At 40.1% G+C, this 22,468-nt stretch carries 25 protein-coding genes and 1 riboswitch; of the genes, 23 read left to right on the forward strand and 2 right to left on the reverse strand.

The window, feature by feature from the left end; genetic code table 11:
• The first annotated feature begins 8 nt into the window (after window positions 1-8).
• The 7 genes from Q0V21_RS30520 (at window position 9) to Q0V21_RS30550 (ending at window position 5,291) form a co-directional block, all read left to right on the forward strand.
• Window positions 9-1,046, forward strand: coding sequence for a flavin-containing monooxygenase (locus Q0V21_RS30520; protein ID WP_301882185.1), 1,038 nt, complete (start codon window positions 9-11; stop codon window positions 1,044-1,046).
• Window positions 1,047-1,105: 59 nt separating this feature from the next.
• A complete protein-coding gene (locus tag Q0V21_RS30525; protein ID WP_301882186.1) occupies window positions 1,106-1,300 on the forward strand; it encodes a hypothetical protein in 195 nt (64 codons plus the stop codon).
• Window positions 1,301-1,431: 131 nt separating this feature from the next.
• Complete coding sequence (locus Q0V21_RS30530; RefSeq protein ID WP_301882188.1) at window positions 1,432-1,761, forward strand: ArsR/SmtB family transcription factor; 330 nt, start codon at window positions 1,432-1,434, stop codon at window positions 1,759-1,761.
• Window positions 1,758-3,194, forward strand: coding sequence for an arsenic transporter (locus Q0V21_RS30535; protein WP_301882189.1), 1,437 nt, complete (start codon window positions 1,758-1,760; stop codon window positions 3,192-3,194). Before Q0V21_RS30530 ends, Q0V21_RS30535 begins: the two co-directional genes overlap by 4 nt.
• A gap of 2 nt (window positions 3,195-3,196) precedes the next feature.
• Window positions 3,197-3,622: an arsenate reductase (thioredoxin) gene (gene arsC / locus Q0V21_RS30540; protein ID WP_024634603.1), complete on the forward strand. Its 426-nt coding sequence runs from the start codon at window positions 3,197-3,199 to the stop codon at window positions 3,620-3,622.
• Between the two features lies 1 nt (window position 3,623).
• Window positions 3,624-4,061 (forward strand): protein-tyrosine phosphatase family protein, encoded by a 438-nt coding sequence (locus Q0V21_RS30545; RefSeq protein ID WP_301882190.1) that lies wholly within the window; start codon window positions 3,624-3,626, stop codon window positions 4,059-4,061.
• A 375-nt stretch (window positions 4,062-4,436) separates the two neighbouring features.
• Entirely contained in the window at window positions 4,437-5,291 is an 855-nt protein-coding gene (locus Q0V21_RS30550; RefSeq protein WP_301882191.1) for a cupredoxin domain-containing protein, read from the forward strand.
• Window positions 5,292-5,547: 256 nt separating this feature from the next.
• Here Q0V21_RS30550 and Q0V21_RS30555 read toward each other — a convergent pair whose 3' ends face one another.
• Both Q0V21_RS30555 and Q0V21_RS30560 read right to left on the reverse strand, forming a co-directional pair.
• On the reverse strand, window positions 5,548-7,674 hold the full coding sequence (locus Q0V21_RS30555) for a heavy metal translocating P-type ATPase (RefSeq protein ID WP_301882192.1): 2,127 nt from the start codon (window positions 7,672-7,674) through the stop codon (window positions 5,548-5,550).
• Window positions 7,661-8,029 carry an ArsR/SmtB family transcription factor gene (locus tag Q0V21_RS30560; RefSeq protein ID WP_423805292.1) on the reverse strand — a complete coding sequence of 123 codons (369 nt, stop codon included), beginning with the start codon at window positions 8,027-8,029 and terminating at the stop codon, window positions 7,661-7,663. The genes Q0V21_RS30555 and Q0V21_RS30560 overlap by 14 nt, the downstream gene beginning before the upstream one ends.
• A gap of 121 nt (window positions 8,030-8,150) precedes the next feature.
• Here Q0V21_RS30560 and Q0V21_RS30565 point away from each other — a divergent pair, with 121 nt between their 5' ends.
• The 16 genes from Q0V21_RS30565 to asnB all read left to right on the forward strand — a co-directional run bounded on the left by Q0V21_RS30565 (window position 8,151) and on the right by asnB (window position 22,380).
• The gene (locus Q0V21_RS30565; protein ID WP_301882194.1) at window positions 8,151-8,561 is read left to right on the forward strand and encodes an NAD(P)-binding domain-containing protein; all 411 of its coding nucleotides are present in this window, start codon (window positions 8,151-8,153) and stop codon (window positions 8,559-8,561) included.
• An 8-nt stretch (window positions 8,562-8,569) separates the two neighbouring features.
• Window positions 8,570-8,716 carry a hypothetical protein gene (locus Q0V21_RS30570; RefSeq protein WP_301882195.1) on the forward strand — a complete coding sequence of 49 codons (147 nt, stop codon included), beginning with the start codon at window positions 8,570-8,572 and terminating at the stop codon, window positions 8,714-8,716.
• An 88-nt stretch (window positions 8,717-8,804) separates the two neighbouring features.
• Window positions 8,805-9,599 carry a flavin-containing monooxygenase gene (locus Q0V21_RS30575; protein WP_301882196.1) on the forward strand — a complete coding sequence of 265 codons (795 nt, stop codon included), beginning with the start codon at window positions 8,805-8,807 and terminating at the stop codon, window positions 9,597-9,599.
• The gene (locus Q0V21_RS30580; protein ID WP_301882197.1) at window positions 9,569-9,841 is read left to right on the forward strand and encodes an NAD(P)/FAD-dependent oxidoreductase; all 273 of its coding nucleotides are present in this window, start codon (window positions 9,569-9,571) and stop codon (window positions 9,839-9,841) included. The genes Q0V21_RS30575 and Q0V21_RS30580 overlap by 31 nt, the downstream gene beginning before the upstream one ends.
• A 292-nt stretch (window positions 9,842-10,133) precedes the next feature.
• On the forward strand, window positions 10,134-10,463 hold the full coding sequence (locus tag Q0V21_RS30585) for an ArsR/SmtB family transcription factor (RefSeq protein WP_175395193.1): 330 nt from the start codon (window positions 10,134-10,136) through the stop codon (window positions 10,461-10,463).
• Window positions 10,460-11,911 carry an arsenic transporter gene (locus Q0V21_RS30590; RefSeq protein ID WP_175395192.1) on the forward strand — a complete coding sequence of 484 codons (1,452 nt, stop codon included), beginning with the start codon at window positions 10,460-10,462 and terminating at the stop codon, window positions 11,909-11,911. Before Q0V21_RS30585 ends, Q0V21_RS30590 begins: the two co-directional genes overlap by 4 nt.
• A gap of 2 nt (window positions 11,912-11,913) precedes the next feature.
• On the forward strand, window positions 11,914-12,339 hold the full coding sequence (arsC, locus tag Q0V21_RS30595; protein WP_175395191.1) for an arsenate reductase (thioredoxin): 426 nt from the start codon (window positions 11,914-11,916) through the stop codon (window positions 12,337-12,339).
• A 1-nt stretch (window position 12,340) separates the two neighbouring features.
• The gene (locus Q0V21_RS30600; RefSeq protein WP_175395190.1) at window positions 12,341-12,784 is read left to right on the forward strand and encodes a protein-tyrosine phosphatase family protein; all 444 of its coding nucleotides are present in this window, start codon (window positions 12,341-12,343) and stop codon (window positions 12,782-12,784) included.
• Between the two features lie 416 nt (window positions 12,785-13,200).
• On the forward strand, window positions 13,201-13,758 hold the full coding sequence (locus Q0V21_RS30605) for a YdhK family protein (protein ID WP_175395189.1): 558 nt from the start codon (window positions 13,201-13,203) through the stop codon (window positions 13,756-13,758).
• 361 nt (window positions 13,759-14,119) lie between these two features.
• On the forward strand, window positions 14,120-15,112 hold the full coding sequence (locus Q0V21_RS30610) for a stage II sporulation protein P (RefSeq protein ID WP_175395188.1): 993 nt from the start codon (window positions 14,120-14,122) through the stop codon (window positions 15,110-15,112).
• 252 nt (window positions 15,113-15,364) lie between these two features.
• The gene (locus tag Q0V21_RS30615) at window positions 15,365-16,273 is read left to right on the forward strand and encodes a WD40/YVTN/BNR-like repeat-containing protein (RefSeq protein WP_175395187.1); all 909 of its coding nucleotides are present in this window, start codon (window positions 15,365-15,367) and stop codon (window positions 16,271-16,273) included.
• A 227-nt stretch (window positions 16,274-16,500) separates the two neighbouring features.
• Window positions 16,501-17,121 carry an NAD(P)/FAD-dependent oxidoreductase gene (locus Q0V21_RS30620; protein WP_301882200.1) on the forward strand — a complete coding sequence of 207 codons (621 nt, stop codon included), beginning with the start codon at window positions 16,501-16,503 and terminating at the stop codon, window positions 17,119-17,121.
• Between the two features lie 186 nt (window positions 17,122-17,307).
• Window positions 17,308-18,699 carry a sensor histidine kinase gene (locus Q0V21_RS30625; protein WP_175395186.1) on the forward strand — a complete coding sequence of 464 codons (1,392 nt, stop codon included), beginning with the start codon at window positions 17,308-17,310 and terminating at the stop codon, window positions 18,697-18,699.
• A gap of 89 nt (window positions 18,700-18,788) precedes the next feature.
• On the forward strand, window positions 18,789-19,496 hold the full coding sequence (locus Q0V21_RS30630) for a response regulator transcription factor (protein ID WP_175395185.1): 708 nt from the start codon (window positions 18,789-18,791) through the stop codon (window positions 19,494-19,496).
• 165 nt (window positions 19,497-19,661) lie between these two features.
• Window positions 19,662-19,795: riboswitch (cyclic di-AMP (ydaO/yuaA leader) on the forward strand.
• A 5-nt stretch (window positions 19,796-19,800) separates the two neighbouring features.
• Complete coding sequence (locus tag Q0V21_RS30635; RefSeq protein ID WP_301882202.1) at window positions 19,801-20,274, forward strand: C40 family peptidase; 474 nt, start codon at window positions 19,801-19,803, stop codon at window positions 20,272-20,274.
• Window positions 20,275-20,484: 210 nt separating this feature from the next.
• Window positions 20,485-22,380, forward strand: a complete 1,896-nt coding sequence (gene asnB, locus Q0V21_RS30640; protein ID WP_175395183.1) for an asparagine synthase (glutamine-hydrolyzing) — start codon at window positions 20,485-20,487, stop codon at window positions 22,378-22,380.
• The last annotated feature ends 88 nt before the right edge of the window (window positions 22,381-22,468 follow it).

Below are 22,468 nucleotides of genomic sequence, written 5' to 3' on the forward strand. Positions count from 1 at the left end.
GGAGAGAAATGAAAAACATGATTTATGATTGCATCGTTATTGGTGGTGGTCAATCCGGTTTGGCAGCAGCCTACTACTTACAAGAAGCTAAACGGAACTTTATCTTACTGGAAAAGAGTGAAGAGCATTTAGGATCATGGGCAAATTATTATGATAGCTTAACGTTGTTTTCACCTGCGTCGTATTCCTCATTGCCAGGACTCGCATTTCCAGGCGGTTCAAATGTTTATCCGCGTAAAGATGAGGTTGTTCAGTACTTAAAGTCTTATGCGGCTACATACAATTTTCCAATACACTCAGGGCAAGAAGTAATCAAGGTAGACAAGGAAAGCAATATCTATACAGTCCATACCTCAAGCGGAGAACAGTTTCGAACAAGGTCCATCATTTGTGCAAGTGGGGCATTCGTAAATCCTCATACTCCAGACATTCCTGGCATGTATGAATTTAAGGGGGAAATGCTTCATGCCAAAGACTACCGAAATGAGAAAGAGTTTAAAAATAAACGGATCATTGTAGTGGGAGGAGGCAATTCAGCGGTCCAAATAGCGGTTGAACTTGCTAGGACTGCTCATGTAACGATTGCATCTAGAAGCCCGATCAAATTCAAGCCGCAGGTCATTGCAGGGAAAGATATTCACTTTTGGCTAACTATACTTAGGCTTGATCAAACCAATTGGGGCAAACGATTATTGCAAAAAAGCAGTGACGGTGTCCTTGATACCGGTATATATAAAAGTGCTATCGATCAAGGTAAGCCAGATGCCAAACTGATGTTCAAAGCTTTTACGGAAAATGGGATAGTGTGGGCAGATGAGACTCGTGAAAATGTGGATACCGTTATTTTTGCCACAGGTTATATTCCGAATTTCGAATATCTTAGTGGATTGAACGTTCTTGATTCATCAGGTGTACCTTTAAAACAAACCGATGAAAGTATTCACTTCGTAGGTATACCGTGGCAGACCTCATTTGCGTCTGCGACGATTCGAGGTTCTGGGAATGACGCGAAAAAAGCTGTACAATCGCTTGTGAAAAGATTGTGAGCTATCGAATTTCAGGAGGATGTTATAATTGATGATTATAACTTCTCGAGGTGACTATAATGAAGGGCACACTGTTGTATACCGCAGCACAACTTAATGATGCAATCTTAAAACAATGGCACGTAGAGGTATATCAGCATGATGAATTATTAGATCGAGGTGGAGTCATTGAGTATCAAACGAAAGATATAGTTAAGATGAAAGACGGTCATTATTTTATTAAGTCAAAATGTGAATTTTTAGTTCGAGAGTAAAGTCGGTAATCATTATTGCCGACTTTTTTGGTGTGGTAAACCTAATATATTCGTGATTGATTATATAAGTGGTTTATTATATGATTATATTACTAAATGAAACCAACGAGAATATCACAGGAGGTGTACATATGGAACAAAACATTCAGGAGATGGCTGAGGCGTATAAGTTATTGGCTGATAAAACACGTCTGACCATTGTTGCGCTACTTCAGGAACAAGAACTTTGTGTATGTGATATCACAGACATTATTGGCATGTCACAACCAAACGCCAGTCAGCATCTTCGAAAACTAAAGGCAGCCGGTCTCCTTAATGAAAAGAAAAAAGGGCAGTGGGTGTACTACTCTCTTAATCCAGATGCAGAAGCATATGTTCAGTGTGTGTATCCGTATCTGCCATCCATGAAAGATAAAATAGCAGGATTGAAAAACTGCTGCGGTCCTCAGGAGGAAGCATGACCATTATCGCGATTTTAATCTTTTTACTTACACTGACTTTTGTGATTTGGCAACCTAAAGGACTGAATATTGGATGGTCAGCGTCAGCTGGAGCTGTCCTTGCTCTCCTTTTTGGAGTCGTCAGTCTATCCGATGTAGGTACGGTCACAGGAATCGTATGGAACGCCACGCTTGCTTTCGTAGCCATTATTTTAATTTCGCTGATTTTAGATGAAATCGGATTTTTTGAATGGGCTGCATTACACATGGCAAGGCTCGCAAGAGGTAATGGCAAGCTGATGTTCGTTTATGTTGTGCTGCTTGGAGCAGGTGTAGCAGCGTTCTTTGCAAATGACGGTGCCGCACTGATATTAACACCCATTGTGCTTGCCATGGTCCGAGCGCTCAAATTTGATCAAAAGATGATTTTACCTTTTATCATCGCAAGTGGTTTTATTGCAGATACAACTTCACTTCCGCTCGTCGTTAGCAACCTTGTCAATATCGTTTCTGCGGATTACTTTGGTATTGGATTTGTGGAGTATGCAAGTCGTATGATTATTCCGAATTTCTTTTCATTATTAGCGAGTCTTCTGGTCTTATTCTTGTTCTTTAGAAAGAGCATTCCAGGAAACTACGAAGTCAGTCAGCTCAAAAAGCCAGCTGAAGCGATCAAGGATAAGAAACTGTTCAAAATATCTTGGGTGATCTTAGCCGTGCTACTGATTGCGTACTTGATGAGCGAGTTCATTCAAGTTCCGGTGTCTGTTATCGCTGGGGTTATTGCCATCTTGTTTATTTTAGCTGCACGACGGAGTCACGCTATTCAAACCTGGAAGCTCATTAAAGGGGCTCCATGGGCAGTTGTGATTTTCTCCATTGGTATGTACGTCGTCGTTTATGGACTGCGAAATGTGGGATTGACGGATGAACTTGGTAAGGTCATTCAAGCTATTGCCGACCAAGGGCTCTACATCTCCACACTTGGTATGGGTTTTCTAGCTGCAGTATTGTCTTCGGTTATGAACAATATGCCGACAGTGATGATTGATGCGCTTGCTATTGATGGAACGAGTACGCAAAGTGTCATCCGGGAATCGCTGATTTATGCCAATATTATCGGTAGCGACTTGGGTCCAAAAATCACACCGATTGGATCGCTCGCCACACTTTTGTGGCTACATGTACTGTCCCGCAAAGATGTAAAAATCACGTGGGGAAGTTATTTCAAAATTGGAATTGTGCTCACCATCCCAACGCTCTTTATCACGTTAACAGGACTGTATTTGTGGCTACACTTGATTCATTCAACAAGCATGAACGTTTGGTTGATGATTGCCGTAATCACAGTAGCATTGGTTGTTATCGCTATGATCATAAAAACATTAATTAACTCAAAAATGGGCGAAGCGAAAGTACAAGTAAGCCAAACCAAAGATAAAGGAGATCAATAATCATGAACAACAAACCACTTGTTTACTTTTTATGTACAGGAAACTCTTGCAGAAGCCAAATCGCCGATGGATTTTTAAAGGCGCTTGGTAGTGACAAATACGAGGTGAGAAGTGCAGGGTTAGAGGCGCATGGCTTAAATCCTCGCGCTGTTCAAACGATGAAAGAAGCTGGGATAGATATTTCCAATCATACATCAGATGTCATTGATCCTGAGATCTTAAAGCAAGCAGACTACATCATCACGCTTTGTGGTCATGCCAACGATAATTGTCCGGTTGTACGTAATGACAAAGCCGAAAGATGGCACTGGGGCTTCGATGATCCAGCTAAGGCGACAGGTACAGAGGAAGAAATCACAGCTACGTTCGCCGAAGTCCGTGATTCAATTAAGGCTCGAATTGAGCAATTCTTGAAAGAAGGTAAGTAAGATGAATCATGCTAAAAAGGAGTACCATGCACTCGTTGCGGATAAAATCTTTATGGGCGGAGCTGCAGACGTAGAGGAAATGGTTCTTAACGAAGGTATTGAAGTCGTGGTGGATCTGCGGGAAGAAGCAACAGAATGTGCACATCCAGCAGCTCATGTGAAGTGGGTAAAGGTTCCGCTTGATGACAACACGAAAGAAAACGAAGCCGAACTTTTTAAACAAGCAATTGATGAGGTTGTTGGAGCTTATAACGCCGGCAAGAAAGTTGCCTTTCACTGTGGGGGAGGCAAGGGCAGAACGGGGACCGTTGCAGCTGGAACACTGTTAGAACTAGGGTTAGCCAGTACAATTGAGGATGCTGAGTTAAAGGCAAAACACATCAGAAATATCATTAATATTAAGCCAACGCAAAAGGAATTATTAAAGAAATTATACTAAAACGAGGCTTTTAATCGTTAAGCTAACGGGAAACTATAGCTCAATATTACAAAGATGCAGCTGATCCATGTGATCGGCTGCTTTTGTTCAACTAAAGGAAAAAATTCGCATTAAGTAGGTTAAAATTACATACTTGAAGCTTGCACATCAAATATCTAGTTTATCTCCCTAAGGACTATTTTTATGTTCTCGGAGCCTTTCTGGCTATATTCTGTACCTAGAATAGACTTTCTTTTTTGAGCCGTTTGCCTAAATAGCACAGTAATTTTATGAACAATTACTGAATGTTTCGAATTTAAACTGTATTCTATTCATAAATACACTACAATGTGTAGTACATGATTATTTAAAATTTTATATATCGGGAGGCTTATAATGCTAATTACATTATTAAGTATAGTAATGATTATCGTTCTATCCGGATACATTGTGCTGAATACCTATAGACGAAAAGATAGAGTCACAGGTATGCCTGGAATGATGATTGCTATGAGCATTGGGATGATGTCTAGTCTTGCCCTTGGTTTTCAACTAGGCATTGTGTTTGATCATGGTTTGGCTGTCCCTACCATCATCGCTATTTTATTCGGTTTGGGGACCGGTTACTTTACAGGAAAGCCTGTGAGTGTACTGGCATCGTTAGATGGCATGTTAGCTGGAATCATGGGTGGAATGATGGGGGCCATGCTCGGATCTATGTTTGGATTTACTTATATCATGGCATTGTTTGTTGATATCGTGTTTATCCTTATATTTTGTGTTGTTCTTCAATTAACAAATTCAGATTCAGTTAAAACCAATAAAACAACGAGCAGTGGGATTAGCGTGCCCTTTATTGCAGGTATAATAACTGTTGCCTTTGGTACTGTTTCGGTGGGTTTGCTGCTATTTAATCAGTATCAAGAGAATCAAAACCCTGTAGTTAATGCGCAAACAAAAGAACAGAAATCTGTTCAAGAAAATGCAGGATATCAAGTGATTTCAGTAGATGTAAAATCGGATGGCTTTAGCCAAGAGAATATTGTAGTTAAAGCCGGTGTACCTACAAAAATTAATTTCCTTAAACCAACAGGTTATACATGTATAAGAAGTGTTGAGTCTGCTGATTTAGGTATAGATGTGTATCTTGAAAAGGGGGACAACTTCATTACCTTAAGTGACTTGAAACCTGGAACTTATCATTTCAATTGTGGGATGTATATGTATTATGGGACTATTACAGTTGTATAATTGAGTTTTGACTGAGTTCCCTGCATTTAGAGCTTTTCTTCTTAACCCATAGTTTGGCGTGCAATGGCCGCTTTAAGAAATTATCATGATTTCTTTAACGCAACTTAAAGCATAAGTTTGTTGAGAGATCCAATAAAATGCTATAATTAAAGTAGACAGCCGACTAATTAGTCGGCTGTCTTTTCGTTAAGCTAACGAGTAGAGTAGGGTAGTATAGTAATTACAAAGAGGACCGCCTTTCAGCGGTCGGATCGTATTACTTTTCTTTTTGAATCTTTAAAAGTCTTAAGCTGTTAAGGGTCACAATCAAAGTTGCTCCCATGTCAGCCAGAATTGCAAGCCATAAGGTCAACCATCCGGGAACGATAAGTATTAAAGCTAACAACTTAATCCCTAAGGAAAAAGCTACGTTTTGTTTAATGATAGCCAGTGTTTTTTTACTTAAACGGATAGTGTAAGGCAATTTTCTTAAATCATCTGCCATCAGTGCAATATCAGCTGTCTCAAGAGCAGTATCAGTACCTGCGCCACCCATGGCTATACCCACAGTGGAAGCCGCAAGTGCAGGTGCATCATTTACTCCGTCACCCACCATCGCTACATGAGAATACTCTCCTCGGAGCTTCTTGATGTAATCCAATTTGTCTTGAGGTAACAGTTCTGCTTTAATTTCTGCTACACCTACTTGCTGCCCAATTGCGTTAGCTGTCGCCTGGTTGTCACCAGTGAGCATGATCGTCTTTTTTACGCCTATAGAATGTAATTCATTAATAACAGCCTTACTCGAAGTACGTACGGCATCGGCAACCGCAATTAAGGCAATGACTTCATGTTGCGTCCCCAGCACCATTACCGTCTTCCCTTGTGTCTGAAGCATGGTAATTTGTTCACGTATTGAAATGGATACCTCAGCTTCCAGTTCATCAAACAGTTTAGGGCTACCAATATAATATTGCTGTTGTCCGACCGAGGCTTTGACACCCTTCCCTGTGATTGATTGAAAGTGATCAACTGAAAGGGAGAGATCCGCCCCCATTTGTTCAGCTTTTCGTACAATCGCTGATGCTAGTGGATGTTGTGATCCTTTTTCAATTACAGCAGCAATGGAAAGCATCTCGCCCTCACTATGTTCTCCAAAAACAGTAATATCCGTTACCTCCGGGAATCCTTTAGTAAGGGTACCTGTTTTATCAAATGCAACAGCCGAAATGCGCCCAGCTTCTTCAAGATGGATGCCCCCTTTAATCAATACACCGTTTTTCGCTGCATTCCCAATAGCAGTAACAATAGAAATTGGTGTAGATATAACCAATGCACAAGGACACCCTACTACAAGCAAGGACAACCCACGATATATCCAATCTCCCCAGTCCCCACCCAACAAAGGCGGAATAATCGCAATGCCCAAAGCCAGCACCATAATTGCAGGCGTGTAGTATTTAGCAAACCGGTCCACAAAAGCTTGAGATGGTGCCCGTTCAGCTTGTGCCTCTTCCACGAGATGAATGATTTTGGAGATTGTTGTATCTTCAACATGCTTAGTAACTCTGACTTCAAGCAACCCTTCCTCGTTTAGTGTTCCGGCAAACACTTCATCGTCAACAGTTTTAGCAACAGGAACAGACTCTCCCGTGATTGCTGCCTGATTTAACGTCGACGTTCCTTTTATTACAACTCCATCCATAGCCAGTTTTTGTCCTGGCTTGACGATCATAACGTCTCCAACTTGGATATCATCAACACTTATGGTCATTTCAGCAGAACCACGTCGAATCAGAGCTTCTTTAGGGGCAATGTCCATAAGTGAACGGATCGACTGACGTGCCTTTTGCATGGAGTACCGTTCTAAGGCTTCGCTAATGGCAAAGAGTAACACAACAACAGCACCTTCGCCCCACTCTCCGATGGCAGCTGCTCCAATGATGGCAACAGTCATCAGCGTGTTCATATCAAATTGCAGCTGAAATAAGTTCTTGATCCCTTTTTTAAACAGTTCATATCCGCCAATAATTATGGCCGCTCCAAATGCCAATGCAGGAACCAAGGCTTCTTCTCCATAGTACGAGGCCAAGTAATAACCTGCCGCCATCAATAAAAGGGACAAAAGCACATTCCAATTCTCTTTCCAAAAAGGCTCTTTCTTTTCTATAACCCGTTGTTTCTCAGGCGTTATCTTTAGGTTTTCAAAAGCACCTGCCTTTTCTAACTCTTCGACAGTTGCATTTCCCATAACGGTTATTTTGGCTGCCCCAAAATTAACCTGTGCGTCTGTGACACCAGGAAGACTTTTTACGTTATTTTCAAATTTACCGGCACAGTTTGTACAGGTAAACCCTTGTACACGATAGACCTCTTTGTTACTTTTTTCTTCATGTTGTTGCATGTGTCATCAACTCCTTGCTATGTGTTGAAGCTAAATGAACTAATTGACGTACGTAATCATCTTCCAGTGAATAAAACGCCAATTTTCCTTCCTTCCTGTATTTAGCTACTCCCAGTTGTTTTAGCGACCGCAAGTGATGAGATGCGGTTGCAAGTGAGGAACCCGTAATATTAGCCACGTCACATACACAAAGTTCGTCCTCTTCACATAAAGCAAAAGCGATCTTCATTCGAGTTTCATCGGCTAACACTTTAAACATCTTGGCCATGCCCTTTATATCTTGTTGTTCTAATGCCTTTTGAACTTTACGTACTTTAGGCTCGTCATAACAATAAATTTCACAACTATCCTTCATAAATATACCTCCACTCAATCAAATTCTTGTTTGATTATTGTTACCTTACCATATTATAATTATTCAATCAAACCAAAGTTTGATTGATGGTCTATATTAACTTAATTAAAGGAGGATAACTATGTACGATGTGTTAGTTATAGGTGCAGGACAAGCGGGATTAGCCGCAGGGTATTACTTAAAACAGACTGGTTTAAACTTTATGATTCTGGACGCTACATCATCAATAGGCGATTCATGGCGACGTCGCTACGACTCGCTCCATCTCTTTACGCCACGTATGTATGATGGATTACCTGGAATGATGTTGAATGGGGATAAGAATGGCCTACCAAGTAAAGATGAAATTGCCAGTTATCTTGAATCATATGCGAATTACATGGAGCTGCCGATCAAGCTGAACTGTCTAATTAAACGGCTTTGGAAGAAGGATAATCACTTCATAGTAGAATCAACCGATAGTATCATGGAGGCGCGTAAAATTATCGTGGCAACGGGTCCGTTCCAAGTCCCCAATATCCCGCGGCTTTAGTGGGAGATATGGAGTCAGCACAAAAAGTAGAGCTGGAACTGCCGGAGACAGGTGTTTGCAGTCTGGGTGCTAGTGGTGCAGATAGCTGCTGTGAACCCGTACAAGTGGAGGAAGCCTCTACGAATTGCTGCTCTCCTTCAAAATCGGAAAGGTAGGATCAAATTCTTGCTACGGATAAACAAGAATTCAAAGCTACTACATCCTTAACGTGATGCAGTAGCTTTTTTATAGAAGGAGGGCAAAATGGAAAACATTATTTATGATTGCATTGTCATTGGCGGTGGTCAATCAGGTTTGGCAGCAGCATATTACTTACAGCAAGCTAGACGGAGCTTTATTCTACTCGAAAAAAGTGAAGAACATTTAGGATCATGGGCAAATTATTATGATAGCTTAACGTTGTTCTCACCCGCAGCGTACTCCTCATTGCCAGGACTTATATTTCCAGGCGGTGCAAATTATTATCCGCGCAGAGATGAGGTTGTTCAATACTTAAATTCCTATGCGGCTACATTTAAGTTTCCAATATACTCAGGGCAAGAAGTAATCAAGGTGGATAAGGAAGGCAATATCTATACGGTCCATACCTTGAGCGGAGAAAAGTTTCTTACACGGTCCATCATTTGCGCAAGTGGGGCATTTGTAAATCCTCGTATTCCAGACATTCCAGGGATGGATCAATTTAAGGGGGAAATGCTTCATGCCAAAGACTATCGAAATGAGGCAGAGTTTAAAAACAAACGCATCGTTGTTGTGGGCGGAGGGAATTCAGCTGTCCAAATAGCCGTTGAACTTGCCCGGGCGGCCCATGTAACAATTGCATCCAGAAGTCCGATCAAATTTAAGCCGCAGGTCATTGCGGGGAAAGATATTCATTTTTGGCTAACCATACTTAGACTCGATCAATCGACTTGGGGTAAACGCCTACTGCAGAAAAACAGTGAAGGTGTCCTTGATAATGTTTTTATAAAGATGCAATTGATAAAAATAGGCCAGACACTAAAAATATGTTTAAAGCTTTTACGGAAAAAGGTGTAGTGTGGTCAGATGATGCTCGTGAAGATGTGGATGCCGTTATTTTTGCTACAGGTTATATTCCAAATTTTGAATATCTTAACGGATTGAATGTTCTTGATTCCCTGGGTAACCCCTTAAAACAAATCGATGTAAATATTCATTTTGTAGGTATACCCTGGCAGACATCATTTGCTTCGGCGACGATTCGAGGTGCAAGGGAAGATGCGAAGAAAGCGGTCCTAGCGCTTGCGAAAAAATTGTGAGGTATTGGATTTAGAAATGGTATAAGCTGTGAACTAAAATGAAGGGGAGTCATTGAGTATCAGACGAAGGATATTAAAGATGGAAGACGGTCACTCTTTCATTAAGTCAAAATGTGTATTTTTAGTTCGAGAGCAAAGATAGCGACGTTAAAGTCGGTAATTTTATTACCGGCTTTTTCGTGAATTGAAATTTTATAATTTTATATATATTCGCAATTGATTATATAATTGGTTTATTATATGATTATATCATTAAATGAAGCCAACGAAGATAATCACAGGGGAGGTACATATGGAACAAAAAATTCAGGAAATGGCTGAGGCATATAAGTTATTAGCTGATAAAACGCGGTTGACCATTATTGCGCTACTTCAGGAACAGGAACTTTGCGTATGTGATATCACAGACATTATTGGGATGTCTCAACCAAACGCCAGTCAGCACCTTCGAAAACTGAAGGCAGCTGGTTTTCTTAATGAAAAGAAAAAAGGGCAGTGGGTTTACTACTCCCTTAATCCTGAAGCGAAAGCATATGTTCAATGTGTGTATCCGTACCTGCCTTCCATGAAAGACAACATAGCAGGATTGAAAAACTGCTGTGGTCCTGAGGAGGAAGCATGACACTCATTGCAATTTTAATCTTTTTGCTTACACTCACTTTTGTGATTTGGCAACCTAAGGGACTTAATATTGGGTGGTCAGCATCTGCTGGAGCTGTTCTCGCTCTCCTATTTGGGGTCGTAAGTCTATCCGATGTGGGTACGGTTACAGGAATTGTATGGAATGCCACGCTTGCTTTTGTAGCCATTATTCTGATTTCACTTATTTTAGATGAGATCGGTTTTTTTGAATGGGCTGCTCTACACATGGCAAGGCTCGCAAGAGGCAATGGTAAGCTGATGTTCGTTTATGTTGTGCTACTTGGTGCAGGGGTAGCAGCGTTCTTTGCGAATGACGGTGCCGCACTGATATTAACGCCTATTGTGCTTGCCATGGTTCGAGCGCTCAAGTTTGATCAAAAGATGATTTTGCCTTTTATTATTGCAAGTGGTTTTATTGCAGATACAACTTCGCTCCCACTTATAGTCAGCAACCTCGTCAATATCGTTTCTGCTGATTACTTTGGTATTGGTTTTGTGGAGTATGCAAGTCGGATGATTATCCCTAATTTCTTCTCAATATTAGCGAGTCTTCTGGTCTTGTTCTTGTTTTTTAGAAAAAGTATTCCAGGGAACTATGAAGTCAGTCAGCTCAAAACGCCAGTTGATGCAATCAAAGACAAGAAGCTGTTCAAATTCTCTTGGGTGATTTTAGCCGTGCTTCTTGTCGCGTACCTGATGAGCGAGTTCATTCAAGTTCCGGTGTCTGTCATCGCTGGGATTATTGCAATCTTGTTTATTTTGGCTGCACGCCGCAGTCAGGCAATACAAACGTGGAAGCTCATTAAAGGGGCTCCATGGGCAGTCGTGATTTTCTCAATTGGTATGTACGTCGTAGTTTATGGACTACGAAACGTGGGATTAACGGATGAACTTGGGAAAGTCATTCAAGCCATTGCCGACAAGGGGCTCTACATCTCCACAATCGGCATGGGATTCCTAGCTGCGATATTGTCTTCGGTCATGAACAATATGCCCACTGTGATGATCGATGCGCTAGCTATTGATGCGACCAATACGCAAGGTGTGATTCGAGAATCACTGATTTATGCCAATATTATCGGCAGTGACTTGGGTCCAAAAATCACACCGATCGGCTCGCTTGCAACACTATTATGGTTACACGTACTGTCCCGTAAGGATGTAAAAATCACATGGGGGAGTTATTTTAAAATTGGGATTGTGCTCACTATCCCAACGCTCTTTATCACATTGACAGGACTATATTTGTGGCTTCATTTGATCCATGCAACAAGCGTAAATGTTTGGTTAATCATTGCGGTTATCACTGTAGTATTGATTGTTATCGCTATGTTGGTAAAAGCTTTGATTAACACAAAAATGGGCAAAGCGAAATTTCAAGATGAACTAGTAAAAGTTAGCCAAACCGAAGATAAAGGAGATCAATAAACATGAACAACAAACCACTTGTTTACTTTTTGTGTACAGGAAACTCTTGCAGAAGCCAAATCGCCGATGGATTTTTGAAAGCACTTGGAAGTGATAAATACGAGGTGAGAAGTGCTGGTCTAGAAGCTCACGGCTTAAATCCCCGTGCTGTTCAAACCATGAAAGAAGCTGGAATTGATATTTCAAATCATACATCGGATGTAATTGATCCTGAGATTTTAAAACAAGCAGATTACATCATCACGCTTTGCGGTCATGCCAATGATAATTGTCCCGTTGTACGTAATGACAAGGCTGAAAGATGGCATTGGGGCTTCGATGATCCAGCAAAGGCGACAGGTACGGAGGAAGAAATCACAGCTACATTCGCTGATGTCCGTGATTCAATCAAAGCTCGTATAGAGCAATTCTTGAAAGAGGGTAAGTAAAATGAATCATGCCGAGAAAAAGTACCATGCACTCATTGCTGACAAAATCTTTATGGGCGGAGCGGCAGACGTTGAGGCAATGGTTCTTAACGAAGGCATTGAAGTCGTGGTGGATCTGCGGGAAGAAGCAACAGAGTGCGCGTATCCTGCGGATCATGTGAAGTGGGTGAAAGTTCCGCTTGATGACAATACAAAAGAAAATGAAGCCGAGCTTTTTAAACATGCAATTGATGAGGTTGTTGGAGCTCATAACGCCGGCAAGAAAGTTGCCTTTCACTGTGGAGGAGGCAAGGGCAGAACGGGGACCGTTGCAGCTGGTATACTATTAGAACTAGGTTTGGCAAGTACACTTGATGATGCTGAAACAAAGGCAAAAGAAATCAGAAATATCATCAATATTAAGCCTGTGCAAAAGGAATTATTACAAAAAATATATTCCAAATAGATTTGATAAAGTCGAATTAGGAAACAATATCGTCCGGATTTTGCTTTCGGGGAACGATAGCTCACTAAAACAAGGAGGCCGTCGGCCAAGAGGGTGAGCTGCTTTTGTTCTACTACCGGGAAACGTTAGTTCAATACAACAAAGAAAGCAGCTGATCAATGTGATCGGCTGTTTTTGTTCAACTAACGGGCCAGGATAGTTGAATTAAACAAGGGGATAATATCTCCAAAAAACTAGAAATGCAATTTGTTCCTAGCATTTGCTCAGCGTACATTCTTGAAAAGAAGTTGTTAAAATGCTCAAATCAATCGGAGTATCTTCACAATATCTTCAAAGTTTTTGGGTAAAATGTTAAAGTGACTCGATTACACCCACCCATAAGTACAAAAAAATAAAAGTAAAGGTGCGTGAAAGCAGTGAAAAAATCACTTGTTTTACTTAGCTTGGCAGTTATATTGGTGTTGAGTGCCTGTGGGAACAAGGAAAACAGCAACAATTCCAACACGGCTACAGAAAGCGAGCACTCGAATATGGGTGAGATGGATCATTCAGGATCGGGTGAGGTTCCGGAGGGTATAAAGGATGCGGAGAATCCTACTTATAAAGTTGGAGACGAAGTCGTCATTCAAGCTGATCACATGGAGGGTATGAACGGAGCAAAGGCAACAGTAGTAGGCGCATATGATACGGTAGCCTACACAGTAACTTTTACTCCGACTACTGGAGGAGACCCAATACCGGATCATAAGTGGGTTATTCAAGAAGAAATCAAAGATGCAGGCAGTGAGCCCTTAAAAGAAGGGGACAAGGTTACCCTTGAAGCTGATCATATGGAAGGCATGATGGGTGCTGAGGCCACTATTGACTCAGCTGAGAGAACAACGGTTTATATGGTCGATTATACACCAGCAACCGGTGGAAACCCGGTTAAAAATCACCAATGGTTAGTAGAGAGTGAACTTTCTACAAAATAGCTCTTTATGATGAATGACGTCAGTAATGACGTCATTCTTTCTTATGCTGCAATATGTAGCGAAGTTAAACTACATACTTTATAGACTGTCGTGTTCAAAATCTCAAAAAATTAAAGAATATCTTTCAGAAGATCTAGCCTCTTAGTCGCTAACCATTGTTGGTATACACATGAAAAGAAAAAGTAAAAAAATTGAGGTCGAGAACAGGCAATTAATTCAATAAGATCGATATATAAATCCAAAGGAAGGCTTTCAAAGGCCTTCCTATTTTTATTGCGGGTAAGGGAAGGGCATTTGTTCTATTCTATGAAAAAGCGAATAGAAATGGTAGAGACAAAACGAAAAGGAAGTGAGGAACGAAATGGCACGTAGAAGAAGAAGGAGTAAGTTAGTCGTTTTTACATTTCTAGCATCCTTCATAATTTCCTTGAAGGTTATCCCTATGTACATTGACTTCATTCCTGAAGAGGAAAGCCTACCTCCACGCAACCAGGTAAAGATGAACAACATTACTTCAGATCAAACAGTCGGAATAAAATCTAAAGAAGTAACCAAACTGAGTAAGGATAATCAGGCTTCTAAAGATAAGATAACCAAATCAACGACTAAAACAAAAAATGAAAATACAAACCATGAGCATGTGACTAAGAAGCCAAATAATATAACCGTCACGAAAAACAAAGACCAGCAAAAAAGTGGTTCTAGATCCACACAACCACAAATTCTTATTTATCATACTCATAACCGTGAATCTTGGTTGCCGGAGCTGCAAGGCAAAACCTCTGCAGATGAAGCATTTGACTCTAATATTAATGTCACCTTACTAGGAGAGGACCTCACTAAAAAACTAACAGCAAAGGGGATGAATGTGATTCAATCTACTGCTGATTATCCAAGTGTAGTTAAGAACTTCGATTACGCTAAATCGTATAGTTATTCGAAGGATACATTGAGCCAAGAATTGTCTAATCATAAATCCATTGACTATGTCTTTGATATCCATCGTGATTCACAACCCAAAGATCAGACGACCATAGAGTTTGATGAACTTAACTATGCACAATTATATTTTGTCGTAGGAAAAGAAAATCCCAATTGGCAAGAAACGATGGAGTTTGCCACCAAATTACAGAATAAATTAAACAAGAAAATACCCGGAATATCAAAGGGGATATACTCAAAAGATCATTCTAGCGGTAACGGACAATACAACCAATCGCTTGCTGAATCTAGTGCCCTGATCGAAATCGGTGGTGTAGAAAATGTACTTGAAGAAAATTATAGAACGATTTCGATCTTGGCCGATGTAATCCATCAAATCTGGCATGAAGACCATGGCTCAACCCTCTCATAACAGTAAGTATGCACTCACCCTAATTAGCTCTGCTGATTGGGTTTTTTTATTGATTTTCCCCCACTAAAAGCTGATCATGGGCTGATACATGGAAATCGTGTTGACCATTGGCTATTGATGCGCTTGTATATTTAAGCTATTACATCTTGTAGATATAGGGTGTCCTCCTTTATATTTTCGTCAAAACACGCAGAATCTTCACAATTTTTCTCTATACTGACCTAAAATTATTTTAGACAAGGAGAATGACCCATGCCAAAAAAGAAAAAAGGGCTATCCCTGGGTGTTGGATTTTATCTCGCATTATCATTAGTAGTGATTGTCGGTTTTATTTTCTGGGGGGAGAGTAGAGAAGACAGGACTGCAAATTTGGATCTATTAACACCTCAGTCCACCACCCATCCGCATATCTTTAGTTTTGCAGATGATGATACAACCATATGGATGGGAACTCATAATGGTATATATGAATTTATAGATCAAAAATGGCAGCGAACTCGTAAAGAACTTATGACAAGTGATGTAATGGCAATTGAAACGAATCCGAATAATCCCATGAACATCTTTGTCGCGGGCCATGGTTTTGTGAAACGTTCTAATGATGGTGGGGAGACCTGGGAAACTGCAGAGAATGGACTTCCAAATAAAGCAAAACCCAATGAGCCGGATGTGCACTACTTAGCGATGGACCCGAGGAATTCAAGTCGATTAATTGCGTTGTTGGCTAGTGCTGACAACAATGTGTATCAAACGAAGGATGGTGGGAAACAGTGGAACAAAATCGGAAGTATCCCCCAAGGGGCGTATTCGATTTCTATACTTCCTTCGGCTAAAGAGACCATTTTGGCTGCAACGGAATCAGGGCTGGTTCGCTATAATGTCAAGGGCAGAGATTTGGAACAAATCCAGATTACAAACGAGCCCGCATACGGAGTACTGTCTTTGTTCGATGGAGGAACGATTATCATGACAGAGAGTGGATTTTTAAAATCTACTGATTTGGAAATATGGTCTGACCTCGACGTAGACTTAAATGGTGAGATGCCTTTGGGGATCAAAAGTTCAAAACAAGATCCCAATCGGCTCATCATTGTGACAGATCAGTATTCGGTTTATGAAAGCAATGATGGTGGAGAGAACTGGTCTTTAGGGGAATCGTGAAAGAATAAACCTAGGTAGCTCCTTTATTATGAAAAAGAATTTAAATCAAATTGTATATATAAAGAAAAAGCTTGATAATTATACTATAGGGGGGTATTCTAAAGTCATCAAATGCAACGGTGGACTTAAGTAAGAGTTGCTTTGATTCAGTCATATGAAATACATGAAGAGGGCAATAAACTAAACGCATTCTTTATAACATTAATTCGGTTAAAGGAGAAAAAGAAGTGAACAATGAAAGATTGATGATTGCAGTTTCCCCACCGATTCAAGTAGGAGGAAGCTTGTTTACTGCAGTACAACTTTCAGCTATCAGTAAACTTATGGGTCCAGAGCAAAAGACCGAGATGACTCCGTTTAAACAATTTTATATTGAAATATCGGCTGAATCGGAAGGCGTCGTAACTGACAATCTTCGAAGCATTGGACTTGAGGTAAACCCTGCAGGTTATGCAACTAAGGCCTTGATCGCTTGTAATTTCTGCAGAGGGGCTGAAGATTCCGGACTAGACATTGCTCAAAAGTTAAATCAAGCTATAGCTGGGATATTGACACCGACACCTCTGAAGATCGGATATGCTGGCTGTGCACTCGGGACTAGTGAACCCCTCTTGAGAGATATCGGAATCGTTAAAATGAAAGACAAATTCGATATGTATATAGGTGGAGATCCAAAGGGAATCAAAGCTTCTTTGGCTGAACTTTTTCTAGCTGGTTTAACGGAAGCGGAAGTGACACAAAAGGTAATGAAAATAATCGATTATTACAAAATTCATGCAAAAGGTAAAGAAAAATTCAGCAAGTTTTTGAAGAGAATCACTGCTGAAGAATTAAAGAGAATGCTTTAATTCTATAGTATTTGGCAAAAATAAAATTAAAGCACTGCAAGTGGGGAACCGTCTAATAACAAATGAAGTGCATACTACGTAGCGTGAAAAACAATTCGTCCTTTCTGAGTCAAAATAAATTTTATGAGTCGCCATAATGGCGACTGTTTTGTTTTCCTAATATGATTTCAAAAGGTGATATATTCGGTGTGGAATAAAATTCATTTAAAACTTAGCTTTACCATTTTCAGCTTGTTTATTGGGATTTTAATATTGCTAAGTATTGTACTTAACCTCATATTCACGAATTTTTTGTCATCAAAGGTACACGATGAAGCTAATGAGTTAGCAGCACATTTGTCTACTATGCTTGAGGAGCAAGGCAACAGTGCGGAACAAATGGCTGATTTTACAGGCGTCCAGATGTACATCTTGAGTTCACAAGGAAGATTCATTGAATCAAAGACTTCAGACGCCTCCATTTATCCTAACTATATCTGGGATAATCGCAAATTGTTAGAAGGGAAGAAGGTGGAAAGAGAATTCACTTTTAATAACGAACTTTACCTGCTTCATGGTATCCCCGTAACCACTAATCCAACGGTCAAAGGGATTTACGTGATTAGTTCTCTAGAAAATATGAAAGATTCGATCCAAACGATTAGAAATTTACTGTTTATCACTGGATTTGGAGCACTGTTATTGGCGTTGGGTTGCATATTTTTTCTATCCAAAAGATTATCGAATCCATTATTAAAAATTGAAAGTGCAACTCGCCAAATTGCCAAAGGAGAACTGAATCTTGAAATTCCTGTGGAAACTAAAGATGAGATTGGTTCATTGTCACAAGCCATAAACGACCTCGCTAAAGAATTAAAACAATATCGAGATAATCGTTCGGAGTTCTTTGCCAACGTCTCTCATGAATTGAAAACACCCATTACTTATATGGAAGGGTATGCAGACATATTGGCTAAAGATCTTGTGGAAAATGATGAAGAAAAGAAAAAATATCTACAAATCATTTCTGAGGAAGCACGACGTTTAAATGTAATCATAAATGATCTCTTTGAATTGTCTAAGATGGAAGAAGGTAAAATTGACTTGAAACTGATGTCTGTAGAACCCACTTCGATTATTCAAAGGTCTATAGATAAGGTTCAATTAAAAGCCCAAGAAAAAGATCTTACGATTCGAAGTAAGTTGAGTCCCGTACCCCATATTTTTGTAGACTCTAACCGACTGGAACAGATTATTTTGAATCTATTGGATAATGCCATTCGTTACACAGCCGAGGGGTATATTCAAGTTTCTTTAACTTCTGAATTAGAAGGGGTTGTAATAAGCATTTGCGATACGGGGCCCGGAATTTCAACAGAAGAACTTCCCAATATATTTGAACGTTTTTACCGGGTTGAGAAATCCAGATCCCGGGCATATGGAGGAACAGGACTGGGGCTGTCCATTGTTCAAAGTCTTGTTTTACAACAAGGAGGAACAATTCATGTGGAAAGTAAAATTGGAGAGGGGACGCGATTTAAAGTGATGTTCCCGTCCATCACCTCTTCTTCATTAAAATCACACAGCTTCAAAATATAATATGTGAAACAAATGAGCTAATGATCGTTCAAATTTACGGTCAGAAACCGCATATTACTAAAGATTAATGAAATGGATGGGATGACCATATGAATAAATTGAAAGCATTAGTTATTGATGACGAATGGAACATGAGAAATCTGTTGCGAATTTATTTAACTAAAGAGGGTTTTGATATTACGGAAGCTCATAATGGAACCGAAGGACTGTCCTATCTTCAGAAAAATTCGTATCATGTCATTTTATTAGACGTTATGATGCCGGATATGGATGGATGGCATCTTTGTGAAAAAATCAGATCGTTTACTGAAACACCTATATTGATGCTTACAGCTCGAGGGGATGTGAAGGATAAGGTACATGGGTTAGGTGTCGGTGCTGATGATTATATGGTGAAACCTGTAAATTCTGATGAACTCATTGCTCGCTTGTTTGCGCTTGTTCGACGCTCTTCACAGTCTTTAAGCCTTAAAGAAATCGGTAAAAAAATCATGTATACTGACATGATTATTTATCCAGATCGAAGACAGGTTATGGTACTCGACACAAATCTGGATTTGACCCAAAAAGAACTTGATATATTGCTTATATTGGCCGAGAATCCACAAAGAGTTTTCTCTAGAGATGAAATCATTGAACGTCTCTGGGGAAGTGACTTTTTTGGGGATAACCGAGTCGTAGACACCCATGTGAAAAATATCCGGGAGAAGTTGCAGTTGGCTGGATTGGAACAGAACCCCATTCAAACGGTTTGGGGCATAGGGTATAAGTGGTTGTATAGTGTAGAGGAGCCTTGAACTTATAACTAGAATTCGGCAATACAAAAAGAACATGTGCTAAGAAGCGATCGCTCCCTAACTTCAGCAGGAGACGGTCGTTTCTTTTTTAGAATAAGATATACGAGAATTCCACATTAAATCCACACAATTTAACAATATAATACTCTATAGGTTACAAATATTTAACTATTTTTGCCGAATTTCGTATTGAAAACGGGGGAACCATTTGTTGGGTGAATTATTCTTGTAAGAAAAGAATATAGGGAGCCTTTAACCGAATCCTTAAGCTAACTCCGTAGGCATCTAAGGGAGGAACAAAAGTTTGAAGAAAGTCATTTTATCGGTTCTTGGAGCAGCAGTTTTATTTACCTCCACAGCAACAGGTGCATTTGCTAGTCAGGCAAAGCTAACAGAAGAAATAAAAGAAGTGGTTGGAACGCCATACCTTTATGGTGGGACAACAACATCTGGTTTTGATTGTTCCGGTTTTATCCTGTATGTTTTTAATAAGTTTAAACTAGATTTGCCGCGCACCTCTAGTATGCAAGCAGCAAAGGGATCGTTTGTAGAGAAAGAAGAATTACGCCCAGGGGATCTCGTTTTCTTCAATACGAATGGTCGCAGCATTTCACATGCGGGAATTTATGTAGGTAACAATCAATTTGCACATTCATCAAGCAGTAAGGGTGTTCGAATTAGTAGCTTATCTGAAAGTTATTATAAAACCAAATATGTAACAGCTCGTAGAGTGGTTAGCGAGCAGAACTATCTTAAAATGGTTAACGATAGTCATTAAAATGGACAAGCCCGTGGGTAATTCACGGGTTTGTCCATTTTGTTTAGCAACTTGCCTCGAACAGATAGAACCATTCTCCAGTGAACTAAACTAATAAATAAGTAAATAACTTATCTAAACTGTGATTTATGATATGGACGGTAATCTTTCACAGATTCCACATACATAAAAGCTAAACTAATCTTATATTGATTAGAGGAGAATAGCCCTATGTGTGGATTTGTAAGTTTATATAACAAATATCGTATGCCAGTAGATGCAAACATTCTGCAACATATGACCGACTCCATAGCTCATCGTGGCCCAGATGATGAAGGGATATATATCCATGATCATATCGGTCTGGGTTTTAGGAGACTAAGTATACTGGATATTGAGCACGGGGCACAGCCCATGACCAATGAGAACAAAGATATTTGGTTGGTATTCAATGGAGAGATTTATAATTATAAAGAGTTGAGGGATTGGTTGAGTCAGAAGGGGTATACATTTTATACAGATTCCGATACCGAAGTATTACTGAGGCTTTATGAGGACGTTGGAATTAAATGTGTCAACTATTTACGAGGCATGTTTGGGTTCACCATATGGGATCAAAGGAGTGATCTTTTATTTGCGGCACGGGATCATTTCGGAATCAAGCCTGTTTATTACAGTGAGACCGCCTCCGGATACATGATTGGCTCTGAAATTAAAACGTTGCTGGCTTCAGGTAGGATTGATAGGGAAGTGGATGAAAATGCTCTTTATCAGTATCTCACATTTCAATATGTACCTGAACCTCTAACGATGTTCAAAGAGATCCATAAACTGAAAGCAGGCCATTATTTGATTGTACAGAATAATGGAATGACCATCAGACCGTATTACGAAGTGAAGTTTGAGCCCCATGAAAGTAGGTCGTATTCCGATTTAGTAGAGGAAACACGATCAGTAATAACGGAATCTGTTCGTATTCATAAGAACTCAGATGTCCCTAGGGGAGCATTCTTATCGGGTGGTATTGATTCAAGCAGTTTAGTAGGTTTACTTCATCGCTTGGAGCCAACCCAAACATTCAGCGTTGGATTTGATATGCCGGGCTATAGTGAATTGGATGATGCTAGGAAGACAGCAGCCTATTTAGGGACTGAGCATCATGAAATTCGGATTAATGCCCGCGACTATATAGATATACTACCTTCTCTAATATGGCATATGGATGAGCCAGTAGCAGACCCATCAGCCGTGGGTCTCTACTTTGTATCGAAGTTGGCTAGTCAGCATGTTAAGATGGCATTTTCAGGTGAAGGTGCAGATGAATTTTTTGGTGGCTACAACATTTATCGGGAACCCTATGCTCTCCGCATGTTTCAGGGTCTTCCAGGTCCATGGAGAAGTCTTGCAGGACATCTTGGACGATTAATGCCTACCGGCATGAAAGGCAAAGGATTCTTGGAAAGAGGGAGTCTTATTCTGCAAGAACGTTACTTTGGAAATGCGAAGATTTTTATGGATCATGAAAAAAGCAAGGTATTAGCACCATGGTTATCGGAGCAGGGAGTATGTAAACCAACCCAGCAGGTGACTAAGCCACTTTATGAACAAGCGAAGTTATATGATGAAGTCACACAGATGCAGTATATTGATATTCATACGTGGCTACGTGGGAATATCCTAATGAAAGCAGACAAAATGTCGATGGCAAATTCCTTGGAACTTCGCGTTCCCTTTGTAGATACCAAAGTATTTGAATTAGCTGCTACCATCCCTACAAAGTATAAAGTTACACCCACAGCAACTAAATTATTACTCCGTGATGCTATGAAAGATGTGGTTCCACCTGATGTACAGCAACGAAAAAAATTAGGTTTTCCTGTCCCAACGAGAGTATGGTTAAAAAGTGAATGGTATTCATGGGCTAGGAATCTGATTATGACAGCAGACGTAGATCAATGGATCAATAAAACGTATGTATTGCAGCTACTTGAGATCCATAAGGAAGGGAAATTGGATGCAAGCCGTAAATTGTGGACCATTCTTGTATTTATCTTATGGCATCAAATATATATTGAAGATCGTGCGTATTCCTTTTCAGGTCCATCTTCCAATAGAATGATATTGTAATAAAAAAGTCAGTAACGTCGCCAATATAGTTCTGAAATATCGTCCCCTCGGATTAGAGTTCATTTTAATGAGTTCTCTATACCTGGGG

Origin of the sequence: Paenibacillus sp. 11B (assembly GCF_030487755.1) — a bacterium.
Taxonomy (GTDB): Bacteria; Bacillota; Bacilli; order Paenibacillales; family Paenibacillaceae; genus Paenibacillus; species Paenibacillus vandeheii.